Here is a 14,513-nt window from a genome sequence, read left to right on the forward strand (position 1 = left end):
CTTTTTTATGCAAAACAGTGGACCACTATATACTCAGTAAACCCTTAACTAAATCTCAAACCGTTTCGTTCAGAACGTTTGACTATTACTGCTCCAACCAGGAGGGAAAGCACTTCCCCAATACCAACCGTAAACCATATCAGTGTACCATTGGAAATGATAGAAATACTCCAAACGCAGGCAGGTATAATCACAAATCCGCGCAGTACATTTAACAAAACGGACTCTTTGGTTCTCTTAGTGGAGTAGAGATAGGCACCATTTATGGTATTAAGTGCCGCAAAGAGAAATACCCAACCGTATTTTGGCAGTGTTTCTACCGCAACTTCTGTTGCGGCGGCATCCGCACCAAATAGTTTGCATATATTCGCTCCAACAAAAAACGTCACAATGTACACGAGTAAGCTTCCGACAAAGCTGAGAATACGACCAACACGGAAATAGTATTTTAAATCTTGCTCATTCTGCTCACCAAAGCTATGACCAAACAAAGGCTGCATCCCCTCTGCAACGCCAAGGATAACGGCAAAGGTGAAAGCGGAAATATAGCTTATGACAGAATATGCATTGATTCCGTTGTTGCCGATATATCTTAAAACCACAGCGTTCATACATATCGTCATAATCGGGGTAGCCAGTTGTGAAAGCATTTCCGGCAGACCGCGGGTCAGCACTTTCTTTACCAAAGCTCCTTCTACTTTAAACTTCCCAATTCTCAAATCACCACGCTTCCAAATGAAGTGCATTGCAATAATAAGAAAGGACAGTAGTTGAGAAATGCCAGTTGCGATGGCAGCTCCCGCAAGCCCTTTTTGCAGAGGGAATACAAAGAGCCAGTCAAGAAAGATATTACATACGGTACTTGCAATGGTAGCAACCATGACCAGTATGGGCGCATTATCATTTCTACCAAAACCTTGCAATGTGATTGACATAGCGGAGGGAATAGTAAAGATACTGCACCAAAAAATATATTCAGATACCATATCGTGGTACACGCCGGCAGCACCTAACGCCATTACAAGCACCTCATTAAATACGGTGCCGATAATCATAAATATCGCGGATAATAGTGCGGTCAGGCATAATGCATGCATGAATGCCTGATTCGCACCACTAACGTCTTTACGCCCTATTCGTATAGCGACAATCGTAACGCCGCCTATTGTTGTCAGCAAATAAGCAGCAGCAATAATCATCATAAAGGGCAGTGCCATATTAACAGCGCCCAAAGCGTCTGTGCCAACGCCGCGCCCTACAAAAATACCATCAATAATAGTAAAAAGAAAAATTGCACATTGGCTAAAAACCGTTGGTATAACAATTTTTAAAACATTTTTTAATTGGGGTGATAACATAACTCTGTGTTCTCCTTCACGTCTTCTCAATATAGAATAAAAAGCCGATAACGGCAACTTCTTGCGTTATCGGCTCTGCGTCTTTGCGTCTGGCTCTTTGATAATTGTAACATAAAATTGTTTGACATCTATTAATGTTTCTTGCTTACACTTCGGACAAAACAGAGGGAACCATTTAAGCTCGGTGTTCTCCCGTATTTTTAACCTGGTTTTACTTTGACATTGTGGGCATAAAACCCATTCTTCTTTCATTGCTGTTCACTCCTTATGGCTTCGAGAAAGGCATTAAGTTCCTCGTGCAAAAAGCTTATTTGCTTTCGAGATAAAACAAGATAGCTTTCTATTTCGATTTCAGTCATTCTCATAAGCGCACTTTCCTCCGCATTGCGAGTAGGAAGAATAAAGCGTTTGCAAAAGCTGCGCCCTTTCTCTGTTAAATGGATAGACTTACTGTTGCGCGCACCTGACATTTTTTCAAGTAAAATATACCCGTTCTGCATAAGGCCGTTGACAGTTGAGTTGAGTGTTTGTTTTGGAATACCAAGAGTTTCAGCAAGGGTGTTTTGCGTGTAGGTTTCATCTTCCTCACAAAGGCAAAACAACGTCCAAAACGCTGAATTGGACAGCCCTATTTGTGTTGCTATTCGATGATATAATTCATCAGCTTTTCTTTCTTGCCGGGTTAATTCGGCGTACTGTTCGTGAAAATTGTTCTTCATGGTGACTTCCTCCTTGATAAAATCCGATTTCGGTTTTATTATAAATCCCAAATCGGATTTTGTCAAGGGGCTTCAATTAACAGACTAACACCAGAAACGGGCGGCTGAGCCAGTTTCTGAAACAACTGGTTCAACCGCCCGTACGTTTATCATTCCGGACTTTTAATGATATATTTTTTTCTGTTCATAGATCGGCTCGCAGGTAAGGTGGATTCCTAATCTTTTAAAGGTTTTCACATCTACATCAGAGAGCAGGACAGACGTGTGGGCATCCGTGCCTTTTAACCGGGGAAGCTGCTCTAATGCAATCTGTGCATTCACATCTGTGGCGGCAGAAGCGGACAGGGCGATCAGCACTTCATCGGTATGAAGTCTGGGGTTTTTGCTTCCCAGATATTTAACCTTTAATTTCTGAATCGGTTCAATGGCGGAAGGAGAAATCAAATGGACATCGTGAGGGATATTTCCCAGAACCTTGACTGCATTCAGCAAAAGAGCAGCAGAGGCTCCCAGCAGATTGGTGGTTTTTCCCGTTACTATGGTTTCGTCACCCAGCAAAAGTGCAGCAGCAGGAGAACCGTTTTTCTGGGCCAGCTCATTGGCAGCGCCTACGGTTTTTCGCATCTCCGTATTAATCTTGGCCTGCTTCATCAACAGTTCGATTTTATATACCTCATCCTTGGATCCCATGTCTTTTGCCAGACGGGATAATGCCTGATAATAACGTCTGATAATTTCCTGGCGTGATGCTTCCTTGCAGATTTCATCATCTACGATACAATGTCCGGCCATATTCACACCCATGTCTGTAGGTGATTTGTAAGGACATTCTCCATAAATTCCCTCAAAGATTGCACTTAATACCGGAAAAATTTCCACATCCCGGTTATAATTTACAGTAGTTAACCCATAAGCTTCCAAATGGAAGGGATCAATCATATTCACATCATTTAAATCAGCAGTAGCTGCTTCATAAGCAAGATTCACCGGATGCTTTAACGGAATATTCCAGATAGGGAAGGTTTCAAACTTGGCATAACCAGCCTTTACGCCTCTCTTGTTTTCGTGATAAAGCTGGGATAAACAGGTGGCCATCTTTCCGCTGCCAGGTCCCGGTGCAGTGATGATCACCAGGGGCTTGGAGGTTTCAATATAGTCATTTCTGCCATAACCCTCATCACTGACAATTAAGGAAATGTTGGCAGGATAGCCGTCAATGATATAATGGCGGTACACCTTAATTCCCATTGATTCCAGCTTTCCCTTAAATACGTCTGCTGCTTTCTGACCGGAGTACTGGGTAATAACAACACTTCCCACATAAAGTCCCTTGTCCGTAAAGGACTGAATGAGACGGAATACATCCACATCGTATGTAATGCCAAGATCGTGGCGGATCTTGTTCTTTTCAATGTCAGCAGCGCTGATGGCGATTACAATTTCTGCCTGATCAGCAAGCTGCATCAGCATACGAAGCTTGCTGTCCGGCTCAAATCCTGGAAGCACTCTGGAAGCATGGTAGTCATCAAATAACTTTCCTCCGAATTCCAGATAGAGCTTGTCCCCGAACTGGCTGATCCGCTCCTTAATGTGCTCTGACTGCATGGTTAAATACTTGTTGTTATCAAATCCTGGTTTCATTTGTCCCTCCGTAACGCGTTCATTTTTACAATACTTAAGATTGTAACATAGAAGAACGGAAAATACCATGGCTTTTATCTGTCCATATTTGGCCGAAACACTTTACAACAGGCTCTAAACGTGTTAAAACGTTGTAGTAAGAAGGAGGAGAAATATGTTTAAAATAGGAAGAAACGACCCCTGCTGGTGTGGCAGCGGAAAGAAATATAAAACCTGTCATCTGGAATTTGACAGAAAGCTTGAAAATTATGAAATCATGGGAGATGAGGTACCGGATCACTCCATGATAAAGACACCTGCCCAGATTGAAGGCATACGCCACGCCGGTGTTATTAACAATCAGATTCTTGATCTGGTTGGTGAGAAGATCCGTCCAGGAATCAGTACAGAGGATTTAAATACCCTGGTTCACGAAACCACCCTCCGTCTGGGTGGAATCCCGGCACCCCTTAATTTTGAAGGATATCCTAAAAGTGTCTGCACCTCAATCAACGAAGTAGTCTGCCATGGAATTCCTGATCCAAAAAGAATTTTAAAAGAAGGTGACATCATTAACGTGGATGTGACCACCATTGTGGATGGCTATTACGCAGATGCTTCCAGAATGTACTGCATGGGAACGGTGTCTGCGGAAGCCGAAAAGCTGGTCCGTGTAACAAAGGAAAGTGTGGATCTTGCATTAAAGGAAGCCAGAGCCTGGGGACATTTAGGGGATATCGGAGCCGTAATCTCAGAATACATTTATGCCAATGGGTTTACCGTAGTAAGAGAAATCGGCGGACATGGAGTAGGTCTGGAATTTCATGAAGAACCATGGGTCAGCCATATCGGAACCAGGGGAACGGATATGCTTTTAGTACCTGGAATGATTTTTACCATTGAGCCTATGGTCAATGCAGGAAAGCCTGATGTAGTTCAGGATGATAACGATGGCTGGACCATTTACACAAAGGATGGAAGCCTGTCTGCCCAATGGGAATATACCGTATTAATTACAGAAGATGGACCGGAGGTGCTTGCCAGATAATGGATAAAAAACGCTGCTTTTGGGTAAATGAATCACTGCCCATTTACGTAAAATATCATGATGAGGAGTGGGGAGTCCCTGTTTATGACGATGAAAAATTATATGAGATGTTTCTGTTAGAGACCTTTCAGGCAGGGCTTTCCTGGATTACCGTGTTAAATAAGCGGGAAGCGTTTCGGGAAGCATTTGACGGATTTGATCCGGAGAAGGTTGTGGCATATAAGGAAGAAAAGCTAAATGAGCTTATGAACAACCCCGGAATTATCAGAAACAGAAAAAAAGTTGAGGCGGCAGTGAAAAACACCCGCATATTCATGGAGATACAAAAGGAATTCGGTTCCTTTTCAAACTATCTGTGGGGATTTACAGGCGGAACGATCATTGTAAATCAGGATGATAATTTCCAGGTAAAAACAGACCTGTCGGATCAGATATCCAAAGATCTGAAAAAAAGAGGAATGTCTTTTGTGGGATCTGTAACCATTTATTCCTATCTGCAGGCAGTAGGGGTGGTCAACGACCACGAACTGGGGTGTGTCTGCAGACAGCATTCATAAGACGAGGAGAAACTATGGGAGTGATAGAAATTGAGGACAAATCCATTCTGGAACCTCTGTTTACCGGTTGGGAGGAAACACTGATCTGGTCCTGCCTGCAAAATGTAATGGGCAGGGCCTTTGCTGACCAGGAGAAAGCCCCCCAGTCAGCCCAGCTTGTAATTGGGGATTTCTGCTTTTTTTCCGGGAAGCCAGACGAAGAATTAATTAGAAATAAACCATCAGGAAGGAATTCTGATTTTATCATTATGGTTCCCAAAGATGAGGCATGGTCCCAAGCCATCGAGACAGTATGGAAATCATCTGCCACAAGACGGATCCGTTATGCAATCAGGAAAGAACCGGATGTTTTTGATAAAGAGGTATTAACAAGAGCTGTGGAAAGTCTTTCACCCCAATTTACCCTTCGCCTGATAGATGAAGAGATTTATGGTCAGGTAATGGAGCACAACTGGTCCAAAGATCTGTGCTCCCAGTTTGCAGACTATGAAGATTATAAAAAAAGGGGAATTGGAGTGGCAGCTCTTTTGGGAGATCAGGTGGTTTCCGGTGCTTCCTCCTACACGGTTTACCAGGGCGGTATTGAAATTGAGATTGATACCAGAAAAGATTGCAGGCGCCAGGGGCTGGCATTGGCCTGCGGAGCAAAGCTGATCCTGGAATGCTTAAAAAGAGGACTTTATCCAAGCTGGGATGCCCAAAACCCAGGTTCTGTGGCACTTTCCCAAAAACTTGGATATCATTTTGACCGGGAGTATCCGGTTTATGAAATCACTGGTTTTTAAATTATGAAGCAAAGGCTGTATCCGGAATATTAATTTTTATTTGGAAAATTTTACAAAATGTGGTAAAATGTTAAATAATTATTACAATAAAACACTGAAGACCATAAAGAAAGTGAAAGTGAAATGATGAAACGATGGCTTTTAGCAGTAATTGTATGCTCATTAGTAGCGTCCGGATGCAGCAGATATAAAGGTATCCCTGAGACTGAGAAGAACAGTCCTTCCAGTGACGAGGCAACTGACGATTCCAGTGAGAGCAGTGAGTCGGACAAGCAGGAGGAGACTCTTCCTGTGTCAGTACTTCCGAAGAAAACCCCAGTGAAGGTAAAGGGAATCTATATCTCTGGATATATGGCCGGATCTGAGGGCTTTCAGGCTATTCTTGACAAGATTGAGGGTACAGAAATCAATGCAGTGGTAATCGATGTTAAGAATGATGACGGCAGAATTACGTTTGCAATGGACGGTGCTCCCACAGTGAAGGAAATCGGAGCGGAGAAAAAGTATATTCAGGATATGCCTGCCATGATGGCACAGTTAAAAGCAAAAGGCATCTATACCATTGCAAGGGTGGTCGCATTTCGTGATCCCTATCTGGCGGAGCAGAAACCGGAATGGAGCTTAAAAAACAAGGACGGAAGTCTGCACAGGGATAATAAGGGACTTGCGTGGGTGAATCCATACCGCACTGAAGTCTGGGATTATCTTGTGGAAGTGGGAGAAGCCGCTTCCAGAGCAGGCTTTGACGAAGTACAGTTTGACTACATCCGGTTTGCTACGGACAGCTCCATGAAGCAGGTGGTTTTTGATGAGGATGAGACCCAAGGACGTTCGAAAACCGATATAATAACAGAATTTATTCAGTACGCCTATGGGAAACTCTCTGCCAGGAATATCACGGTTTCAGCCGATGTGTTCGGAACCATAATCGGCAGCAATGTGGATGCCCAGGCAGTGGGACAGGTTTACAGTGATATGGCAAACCATCTGGATTATATCTGCCCGATGATCTATCCGTCCCACTACGGCGACGGTAATTTCGGAATCGATCATCCGGATACAGAACCTTACAAGACCATTCGCGCAGCCTTAAAGCTTTCTAAATCAGATTTGGAAAAGACCCGTGGAGAGGCAGGTAACCAGGCGGTAGTACGTCCCTGGCTTCAGGACTTTACCGCTTCTTATCTGGATCACCATATTTCATATGGAAAGAAAGAAGTCAGAGAACAGATCCAGGCGGTTTACGATGCGGGCTACGATGAATGGATTCTTTGGAGTGCCTCTAACCGTTATACCTGGGATGCGCTGTTATCTGAGGAAGAGGCAAAAAAGGAAGCTGCCAGGATTGCACAGCAAAGAGCCACAAAAGAGGAAGAATCAAAAGCTGCTGCGGCTAAAACCACACAGGCTCCAGTCAAAGTACAGAGTGAGGCGGAGAAGAGTCTGGAAGGTGCAGTGGAAGAAGAGACAACCAGGCGGCAGCTGGAGTCCGACGAAGCTTCAGAAAAAAAAGAAAAAAGGAATAAGCCACCTGTTGTGATCGTGACCACAGGCGGTTTAAGAAATGAAAAGTGAGGAAAGCCATGGAGAGAACACCAAGACCAGGAGAATTTTACAGACATTTTAAGGATAAGATGTATCAGGTTGTAGCAGTTGCGATTCATTCCGAGACCAGAGAAAAGATGGTAGTTTATCAGGCTCTGTACGGAACCTTTGATGTTTATGTACGTCCTCTCTCCATGTTTATCAGCGAGGTGGATCATGAAAAATATCCGGATGTTCTTCAAAAGTACCGGTTTGAGCGGGTGGATTTAAAGGATTCCAATTCTAAGGACCAGCCGGAGGCGGAACAAAAAGAAGAGGGAAAGAAAGAAGAACACCACGGTCCCAATAAAAATCTGCTTGCATTTCTTGACGCAGAGACGTATCATGAGAAGCTGGAGGTCTTAAGAACCTATAAAGACAAATTTACGGCGGAAGAACTCCTTGCAATCTGTGAAATCATGGAGATTGGAAGAGTGGATTCGGAGCCGGAAGAAAAATACTACGCAGTAGAGCGTTATCTGGAACTGCAGATCAAATACGACGGAACAAGATTGAGGTGATTCGTACCAGGTGGACCACATCGAATTTAATATAGAAGAAGAATTAAAAAAACTGCCGTCCCAGCCTGGTGTGTATATCATGCACGACAGGCGGGACGAAATTATCTATGTTGGAAAAGCCATCAGCTTAAAAAACAGGGTCAGGCAGTATTTTCAAAGCAGCAGAAATAAAACGGCAAAGATCGAACAGATGGTATCGAGAATCGCCCGTTTTGAATACATTATAACAGACTCGGAACTGGAAGCACTTGTATTGGAATGTAATTTAATCAAGGAGCACCGCCCCCGTTATAACACCATGTTAAAGGATGATAAAACTTATCCTTACATTAAGGTTACCATGTACGAGGAATTTCCAAGAGTCCTGTTTTCCAGAGATATGAAAAAGGATAAAAGCAGATATTTTGGTCCCTATACCAGTGCAGGAGCGGTAAAGGATACCATTGAACTGATTCACAAGCTGTATCAGATCAGGACCTGCAACCGGAATCTGCCCAGAGATATCGGGAAAGAAAGACCCTGCTTAAACTATCATATCAAACAGTGTCAGGCGCCCTGCCAGGGATATATCAGCCAGGAAGACTATGGGAAATCCATCGGTTTAGTTCTTGATTTTCTTGGAGGCAAATACGCGCCTGTCATTGCCATGCTGGAAGAAAAGATGCAGGCCGCATCCGATGAGATGGATTTTGAAAAAGCCATTGAATACAGAGATTTATTAACCAGTGTAAAACAGATTGCCCAAAAACAGAAGATCACAGACAGCGGTATGGAAGACCGGGATATTATCGCCATGGCAAAAGATGAAAAAGATGCTGTGGTCCAGGTCTTTTTTGTGCGTGAGGGAAAGCTGATCGGAAGAGAGCATTTCCATGTGAATGTGGCGACTGCAGAAGACAACGGCCAGATTTTAACCAGCTTTGTAAAACAGTTCTATTCCGGAACTCCCTTTATTCCAAGAGAGATATGGGTTCAGACCCAGCTTGAGGAAGAAGAGGTAATTGGAGAGTGGCTGTCTGCCAAACGGGGACAGAAAGTAAAACTCATTATACCGAAAAAGGGGCAGAAGGAACGTCTTGTGGAGCTGGCGGAGAGAAATGCGGCTCTGGTGCTCTCCCAGGATAAAGAAAAGATCAAGCGGGAGGAGCTTCGTACCGTCGGTGCCATGAATGAGGTAGGAAGCCTGCTGGGTCTTACTGGTGTAAAACGGATTGAGGCATTTGATATTTCCAATATAAGCGGTTTTGAGTCGGTAGGGTCCATGATCGTTTACGAAAACGGCAGACCCAAGCGGAATGATTACAGGAAATTCAAGATAAAATGGGTAAAGGGAGCCAATGACTATGCTTCCATGAATGAGGTTCTGACCAGAAGATTTTCCCATGGGTTACAGGAAGCGGAAAGCTTAAGGGAGAAGGGCGTGGAGGAAGAACTTGGAAGCTTTACCCGTTTCCCTGATTTAATCATGATGGATGGAGGAAAAGGCCAGGTGAACATCGCTCTGGAGGTCATAGAGCAGCTGGGGCTTGCCATTCCTGTATGCGGAATGGTAAAAGATGACAATCACCGGACCAGGGGACTGTACTATAACAATGTGGAAATTCCCATTGACCGGCATTCGGAAGGGTTTAAACTGATCACAAGAATTCAGGATGAAGCCCACCGGTTTGCCATTGAGTATCACAGAAGTTTAAGAAGCAAAGGGCAGGTAAAATCAATTCTTGATGATATTCCTAATATCGGCCCGGGGCGGAGAAAGGCTTTGATGCGCCGGTTTAAGGGGCTGGAAGCCGTGAAAGAAGCCACACTGGAAGAGCTGGAAGCCACGGAAGGCATGAATTCCCGTTCAGCTAAAAGCGTGTATGAATTCTTTCATAATTAGTATCCACTGCTTTTCAAAACACGAAATCTGTGTTAGTATGAAAAAAACAGATGAAAAGGAGCATTTCACCATGCATGGAGTAGCAATCACAGATCTGATTGAAAAAATGAATCTCCGGAATATGACGCCGGAGATCGATGCGGAGAAAATTGTGCTCAGCCATCCGGATGTAAACCGTCCGGCTCTTCAGCTGACCGGTTTTTTTGATCACTTTGACAATGAACGGGTTCAGATTATCGGATACGTAGAGCAGGAATATATAAACCAGATGAATTATGAAAGAAAGATGGAGATGTACGATAAGCTGCTTTCCTATCAGATTCCATGTCTGGTATACAGCCGCAGCCAGAATCCCGATGAGGATATGCTGGCACTTTGCAATCATTACGGAATCCCCTGCCTGGTTTCAGATAAAACCACGTCTGATTTAATGGCAGAGGTAATACGCTGGCTGAAGGTAAAGCTGGCGCCATGTATCAGCATTCACGGCGTTTTAGTTGACGTATTTGGTGAGGGAGTGCTGATTATGGGAGAGAGCGGCATCGGTAAAAGCGAGGCAGCTCTGGAACTGATTAAGAGAGGCCACCGTCTTGTAACCGATGATGTGGTTGAGATCCGCAAGGTGAGTGATGATACCTTAATCGGAAGCGCGCCGGAGATCACAAGACATTTTATCGAATTACGAGGAATCGGAATTATCGATGTGAAGACATTGTTCGGTGTAGAGAGTGTAAAGGATACACAGGCAATTGATATGGTGATTAAGCTGGAAGACTGGGATAAGGATAAAGAGTACGACAGACTGGGGATCGAGGACAATTACACGGAGTTCTTAGGCAATCAGGTAGTATGCCATTCCATTCCCGTTCGTCCGGGCCGTAATCTGGCCATTATCGTTGAATCAGCTGCCGTCAATTACAGACAGAAGAAGATGGGGTACAACGCGGCACAGGAATTATACAACCGCGTCCAGGCAAACTTATCAAGAAAACAGGATGATTGAGGTGTCTGATGACTGGAATTTATGAAAAACTTCTTGGTGCAGCCGATAAAGACCATATAAAAGCAGGGGAAGAGATGAAAAGACATACATCCTTCCGGGTTGGGGGACCGGCAACCTGCTTTGTAACTCCTGGAGATGAAAAGGAACTTGCTGCAGTCATTAAGACTTGTAAGCAGGAGAATGAAACATACTTCATTTTAGGTAATGGAAGTAATCTTCTGGTGGGGGATCAGGGTTTTGACGGGGTGGTTATCTCTATGGACAGTTTTAACGGCTGTCATGTGAATCAGGAGACGGGGATGATAAAAGCCGGAGCAGGACTTTCTCTGGCGAGAATTGCACAAGAGGCATATAAGGCATCACTGACAGGCTTTGAGTTTGCTGCCGGAATACCGGGAACACTGGGGGGAGCTGTAGTCATGAATGCCGGTGCATATGGTTCGGAAATGAAAGAGGTGCTTCGCAGTGTAAAAGTAGTAACAGGGGATGGCGATATTATAGAGATTCCCGCCAGCGAGCTTTCTCTGGGATACCGGACCAGCTGCATTATACCAAAGCAGTATGTGGTGGTGGAAGCAAACATTCGCTTAAAAGAAGGCGATCCTGTTTCGATCAAAGAACGAATGGATGAGCTGGCACGCAGAAGAAAAGAAAAACAGCCCTTGGAATTTCCAAGTGCGGGAAGTACCTTTAAACGCCCGGAAGGACATTTTGCCGGGAAGCTGATCGAAGACGCAGGACTTCGGGGATTTTCCGTAGGAGGTGCCCAGGTTTCAGAAAAACACTGCGGATTCGTGATTAATAAGAATCAGGCAACTGCGGCAGACATCATAGCCTTATGTGAAGAGATAAAGAACAGGGTATACGAAAAAACCGGAGTAATGCTTGAGATGGAAGTAAAGACACTGGGAAAGTTTTAACGGTGCAAAGGAGTATACAGTGAGGCTTGTAATTGTGACAGGCATGTCAGGCGCAGGGAAGACACAGGCGCTCAAGATGCTGGAGGATATGGGATTCTACTGTGTGGATAATCTACCCATCCCCCTGATTGAGACGTTTGCGGAGCTGACCTCTAAAAATCCGGAAGGAATCCAGAACGCTGCTTTGGGTATTGATATCAGAAGCGGGGAGGATTTATCGGTTTTAAACAGGATCTTTGATGAATGGTCCAGAAACCGGGTTCCTTTTGAGATTCTTTTCCTGGATGCCGGAGATGAAATACTGATTAAACGGTATAAAGAAACCAGAAGAGCCCACCCACTGGCAGCAGGCGGCAGAATCGACAGCGGAATTGAAAAAGAGCGTGGGAAGCTTGCTTTTCTAAAGGAAGAGGCTGATTATATCATCGATACCAGCAAGCTTCTCACTAAAGAGCTGAGGCAGGAACTGGAAAAGATTTTCATGAAACATGAATCTTACCGGAATTTATACATTACCATCCTCTCCTTTGGATTTAAATATGGAATTCCATCGGATGCAGATCTGGTATTTGATGTAAGGTTTCTGCCCAATCCCTATTATGTAGAAGAACTACGAAACAGGACAGGGGAAGAAAAAGAAGTGCGGGACTATGTGATGCAGCATGGAACCGCTGATCTGTTTTTGAACAAGCTTTATGATATGCTGGAGTTTCTGCTTCCAAACTATGTTCTGGAAGGAAAGAATCAGCTGGTAATAGCCATTGGCTGTACCGGCGGTAAGCACCGTTCCGTAACCGTTGCCAAGGCGGTTTACGAAAAGTTTAAGTCCAGGGCTGAGTTCGGAATTAAGATCGAGCACCGGGATATAGAGAAGGATAATACAGGAAAAAGGGTGGTCTAGATATGTCATTTTCTTCCAAATTAAAAGAAGAGCTTTCCAGGCAGATCAGCCCGGCAAGACACTGTCAGATCGCAGAAATGGCTGCGATCATCAGCCTTTGCGGCAAGATAATCATATCGGAAGATGACCGCTATACGATTAAAATCCATACAGAAAATGTAGCAGTTGCAAGAAAGTACTTTACATTATTGAAAAAAACATTTAATATAAGTACTGATGTCTCTATTAGAAGAAATGCCTACTTGAATAAAAACCGTACCTATACGGTAACGATAAGAGAACATGAAGATGCCATTCGGGTACTTCATGCAACCAAACTCCTTGACGAGAACGGAGAAGTAGGAGAGAATCTTAGTGTAGTAAAGAACGTGGTGATCCAGCAGTCATGCTGCAGGAGAGCATTTATACGGGGTGCATTTCTCTCGTCAGGATCCTTAAGTGATCCGGAGAAGTTCTACCATTATGAAATCGTATGTGCCACAGAAGAAAAAGCAGAGCAGTTGAAATCGATTATTGCAACGTTTGAACTTGATGCAAAGATAGTTAAGAGAAAGCGTTATTTTGTTGTCTATATCAAAGAGGGAAGCCAGATTGTTGATATTTTAAACGTTATGGAGGCCCCGGTTGCTTTAATGGAGCTTGAGAACATCAGGATCTTAAAGGATATGCGCAACAGCGTGAACAGACAGGTCAACTGTGAGACTGCAAATATTAATAAAACGGTATCAGCTGCGGTAAAGCAGATAGAAGATATAGAATATATCAGAGATACAATCGGACTTGATAATCTTCCTGACAATTTAATGGAGATTGCCAGAGAAAGACTGGAGAGGCCGGACGCAACATTAAAAGAGCTTGGAGAAGCTCTGGACCCTCCTGTTGGTAAATCAGGAGTGAACCACCGACTTAGAAAGCTTTGTGATTTGGCAGGGCGGCTGCGCGGGACAGGCGTGGGCAGCGGAACGGAACAGACCCGTTCAGAGGAATGAGGAGGATAATTATGGTAAGAAAAACAGTCACCGTGGAACTTGCATCAGGTTTGGAGGCGAGACCAGTCGCTATGCTGGTTCAGGTTGCCAGCCAGTATGAAAGCAACATTTATGTTGAAATCGAATCAAAAAGAGTGAATGCCAAAAGTATTATGGGTATGATGACTCTCGGCCTTGCTGCAGGAGAGCAGATTACAATTACAGCAGATGGAACTGATGAAGAGCATGCGGTCAGTGAGATTGAGAAATACTTAAGCAATCAGGAATAATAACTGGAATATAACGTGTTTTTGAGGCGGAGACTGCCATTGCCTGACAATGGAAGCTCCGCCTCTTATATATCTCCCTTTTTAGTTGCTGAGACTTTTGCGCACAAATATAAGATTTCTGCTATGGTTAAGCGAAACAGGGTTTGGCAGCGTTGGCGTTGAGTATCCTTATTTAGAGGCATAGGCTGAGACCTATCTGTTGCTATGCCTCAAATGGAATAGAAGGAATCATAAAATAGAAGGAATAGGGAATTTTTAGGAATAAGATTTTACCCTTGCCCCGCAAGTGAAGAAACGGCGGGTCATAAACAAAGAACCGGCCGCTGAAATGCCTCAAATTGGGATAGAGAAGGTCAC

The 14,513-nt window shown here is 44.1% G+C and carries 15 protein-coding genes; 11 read left to right on the forward strand and 4 right to left on the reverse strand.

The annotated features are described in order from the left end of the window. Nucleotides 1–44: 44 nt before the first annotated feature. The 4 genes from ACOAOT_RS03840 to ACOAOT_RS03855 all read right to left on the reverse strand — a co-directional run bounded on the left by ACOAOT_RS03840 (nt 45) and on the right by ACOAOT_RS03855 (nt 3,718). Complete coding sequence (locus tag ACOAOT_RS03840) at nt 45–1,358, reverse strand: MATE family efflux transporter (RefSeq protein ID WP_420215770.1); 1,314 nt, start codon at nt 1,356–1,358, stop codon at nt 45–47. 66 nt (nt 1,359–1,424) lie between these two features. After that, nucleotides 1,425–1,610 (reverse strand): cysteine-rich KTR domain-containing protein, encoded by a 186-nt coding sequence (locus ACOAOT_RS03845; protein WP_420215771.1) that lies wholly within the window; start codon nt 1,608–1,610, stop codon nt 1,425–1,427. After that, nucleotides 1,607–2,077 carry a MarR family winged helix-turn-helix transcriptional regulator gene (locus ACOAOT_RS03850; protein ID WP_420215772.1) on the reverse strand — a complete coding sequence of 157 codons (471 nt, stop codon included), beginning with the start codon at nt 2,075–2,077 and terminating at the stop codon, nt 1,607–1,609. Before ACOAOT_RS03850 ends, ACOAOT_RS03845 begins: the two co-directional genes overlap by 4 nt. 162 nt (nt 2,078–2,239) lie before the next feature. Continuing rightward, the gene (locus ACOAOT_RS03855; protein WP_420215773.1) at nt 2,240–3,718 is read right to left on the reverse strand and encodes a DUF1846 domain-containing protein; all 1,479 of its coding nucleotides are present in this window, start codon (nt 3,716–3,718) and stop codon (nt 2,240–2,242) included. Between the two features lie 154 nt (nt 3,719–3,872). Here ACOAOT_RS03855 and ACOAOT_RS03860 point away from each other — a divergent pair, with 154 nt between their 5' ends. The 11 genes from ACOAOT_RS03860 (at nt 3,873) to ACOAOT_RS03910 (ending at nt 14,156) form a co-directional block, all read left to right on the forward strand. After that, on the forward strand, nt 3,873–4,745 hold the full coding sequence (locus ACOAOT_RS03860; RefSeq protein ID WP_420215774.1) for a methionyl aminopeptidase: 873 nt from the start codon (nt 3,873–3,875) through the stop codon (nt 4,743–4,745). Beyond that, entirely contained in the window at nt 4,745–5,302 is a 558-nt protein-coding gene (locus tag ACOAOT_RS03865; RefSeq protein WP_420215775.1) for a DNA-3-methyladenine glycosylase I, read from the forward strand. Before ACOAOT_RS03860 ends, ACOAOT_RS03865 begins: the two co-directional genes overlap by 1 nt. A gap of 14 nt (nt 5,303–5,316) precedes the next feature. Next, nucleotides 5,317–6,087, forward strand: coding sequence for a GNAT family N-acetyltransferase (locus ACOAOT_RS03870; protein ID WP_420215776.1), 771 nt, complete (start codon nt 5,317–5,319; stop codon nt 6,085–6,087). Nucleotides 6,088–6,213: 126 nt separating this feature from the next. Further along, nucleotides 6,214–7,662 carry a putative glycoside hydrolase gene (locus ACOAOT_RS03875; protein WP_420216649.1) on the forward strand — a complete coding sequence of 483 codons (1,449 nt, stop codon included), beginning with the start codon at nt 6,214–6,216 and terminating at the stop codon, nt 7,660–7,662. An 8-nt stretch (nt 7,663–7,670) separates the two neighbouring features. Next, nucleotides 7,671–8,192, forward strand: coding sequence for a DUF1653 domain-containing protein (locus tag ACOAOT_RS03880; protein WP_420215777.1), 522 nt, complete (start codon nt 7,671–7,673; stop codon nt 8,190–8,192). A gap of 10 nt (nt 8,193–8,202) precedes the next feature. Then, nucleotides 8,203–10,074, forward strand: a complete 1,872-nt coding sequence (uvrC, locus tag ACOAOT_RS03885) for an excinuclease ABC subunit UvrC (RefSeq protein WP_420215779.1) — start codon at nt 8,203–8,205, stop codon at nt 10,072–10,074. A 70-nt stretch (nt 10,075–10,144) separates the two neighbouring features. Further along, entirely contained in the window at nt 10,145–11,077 is a 933-nt protein-coding gene (gene hprK, locus ACOAOT_RS03890) for an HPr(Ser) kinase/phosphatase (protein WP_420216650.1), read from the forward strand. An 8-nt stretch (nt 11,078–11,085) separates the two neighbouring features. Beyond that, the gene (murB, locus tag ACOAOT_RS03895) at nt 11,086–11,997 is read left to right on the forward strand and encodes a UDP-N-acetylmuramate dehydrogenase (protein WP_420215780.1); all 912 of its coding nucleotides are present in this window, start codon (nt 11,086–11,088) and stop codon (nt 11,995–11,997) included. 19 nt (nt 11,998–12,016) lie between these two features. Next, nucleotides 12,017–12,898: an RNase adapter RapZ gene (rapZ, locus tag ACOAOT_RS03900; protein ID WP_104437009.1), complete on the forward strand. Its 882-nt coding sequence runs from the start codon at nt 12,017–12,019 to the stop codon at nt 12,896–12,898. Nucleotides 12,899–12,900: 2 nt separating this feature from the next. After that, on the forward strand, nt 12,901–13,887 hold the full coding sequence (whiA, locus tag ACOAOT_RS03905) for a DNA-binding protein WhiA (protein WP_170823282.1): 987 nt from the start codon (nt 12,901–12,903) through the stop codon (nt 13,885–13,887). Between the two features lie 11 nt (nt 13,888–13,898). Then, on the forward strand, nt 13,899–14,156 hold the full coding sequence (locus ACOAOT_RS03910; protein ID WP_104437007.1) for an HPr family phosphocarrier protein: 258 nt from the start codon (nt 13,899–13,901) through the stop codon (nt 14,154–14,156). Nucleotides 14,157–14,513 lie beyond the last annotated feature (357 nt).

The organism is Lacrimispora struthionigena (genome assembly GCF_048627165.1).
Lineage (GTDB): Bacteria > Bacillota > Clostridia > Lachnospirales > Lachnospiraceae > Lacrimispora.

What these genes read in the sequence shown, in the direction of transcription:
- murB (WP_420215780.1), top strand. Translation starts at nt 11,086, where the DNA reads ATGACTGGAATTTATGAAAAACTTCTTGGTGCAGCCGATAAAGACCAT.
- ACOAOT_RS03860 (WP_420215774.1), top strand. Translation starts at nt 3,873, where the DNA reads ATGTTTAAAATAGGAAGAAACGACCCCTGCTGGTGTGGCAGCGGAAAG.
- ACOAOT_RS03870 (WP_420215776.1), top strand. Translation starts at nt 5,317, where the DNA reads ATGGGAGTGATAGAAATTGAGGACAAATCCATTCTGGAACCTCTGTTT.
- ACOAOT_RS03910 (WP_104437007.1), top strand. Translation starts at nt 13,899, where the DNA reads ATGGTAAGAAAAACAGTCACCGTGGAACTTGCATCAGGTTTGGAGGCG.
- whiA (WP_170823282.1), top strand. Translation starts at nt 12,901, where the DNA reads ATGTCATTTTCTTCCAAATTAAAAGAAGAGCTTTCCAGGCAGATCAGC.
- hprK (WP_420216650.1), top strand. Translation starts at nt 10,145, where the DNA reads ATGCATGGAGTAGCAATCACAGATCTGATTGAAAAAATGAATCTCCGG.
- ACOAOT_RS03855 (WP_420215773.1), bottom strand. Translation starts at nt 3,718, where the DNA reads ATGAAACCAGGATTTGATAACAACAAGTATTTAACCATGCAGTCAGAG.
- ACOAOT_RS03880 (WP_420215777.1), top strand. Translation starts at nt 7,671, where the DNA reads ATGGAGAGAACACCAAGACCAGGAGAATTTTACAGACATTTTAAGGAT.
- ACOAOT_RS03875 (WP_420216649.1), top strand. Translation starts at nt 6,214, where the DNA reads ATGAAACGATGGCTTTTAGCAGTAATTGTATGCTCATTAGTAGCGTCC.
- ACOAOT_RS03845 (WP_420215771.1), bottom strand. Translation starts at nt 1,610, where the DNA reads ATGAAAGAAGAATGGGTTTTATGCCCACAATGTCAAAGTAAAACCAGG.
- ACOAOT_RS03840 (WP_420215770.1), bottom strand. Translation starts at nt 1,358, where the DNA reads ATGTTATCACCCCAATTAAAAAATGTTTTAAAAATTGTTATACCAACG.
- ACOAOT_RS03865 (WP_420215775.1), top strand. Translation starts at nt 4,745, where the DNA reads ATGGATAAAAAACGCTGCTTTTGGGTAAATGAATCACTGCCCATTTAC.
- ACOAOT_RS03850 (WP_420215772.1), bottom strand. Translation starts at nt 2,077, where the DNA reads ATGAAGAACAATTTTCACGAACAGTACGCCGAATTAACCCGGCAAGAA.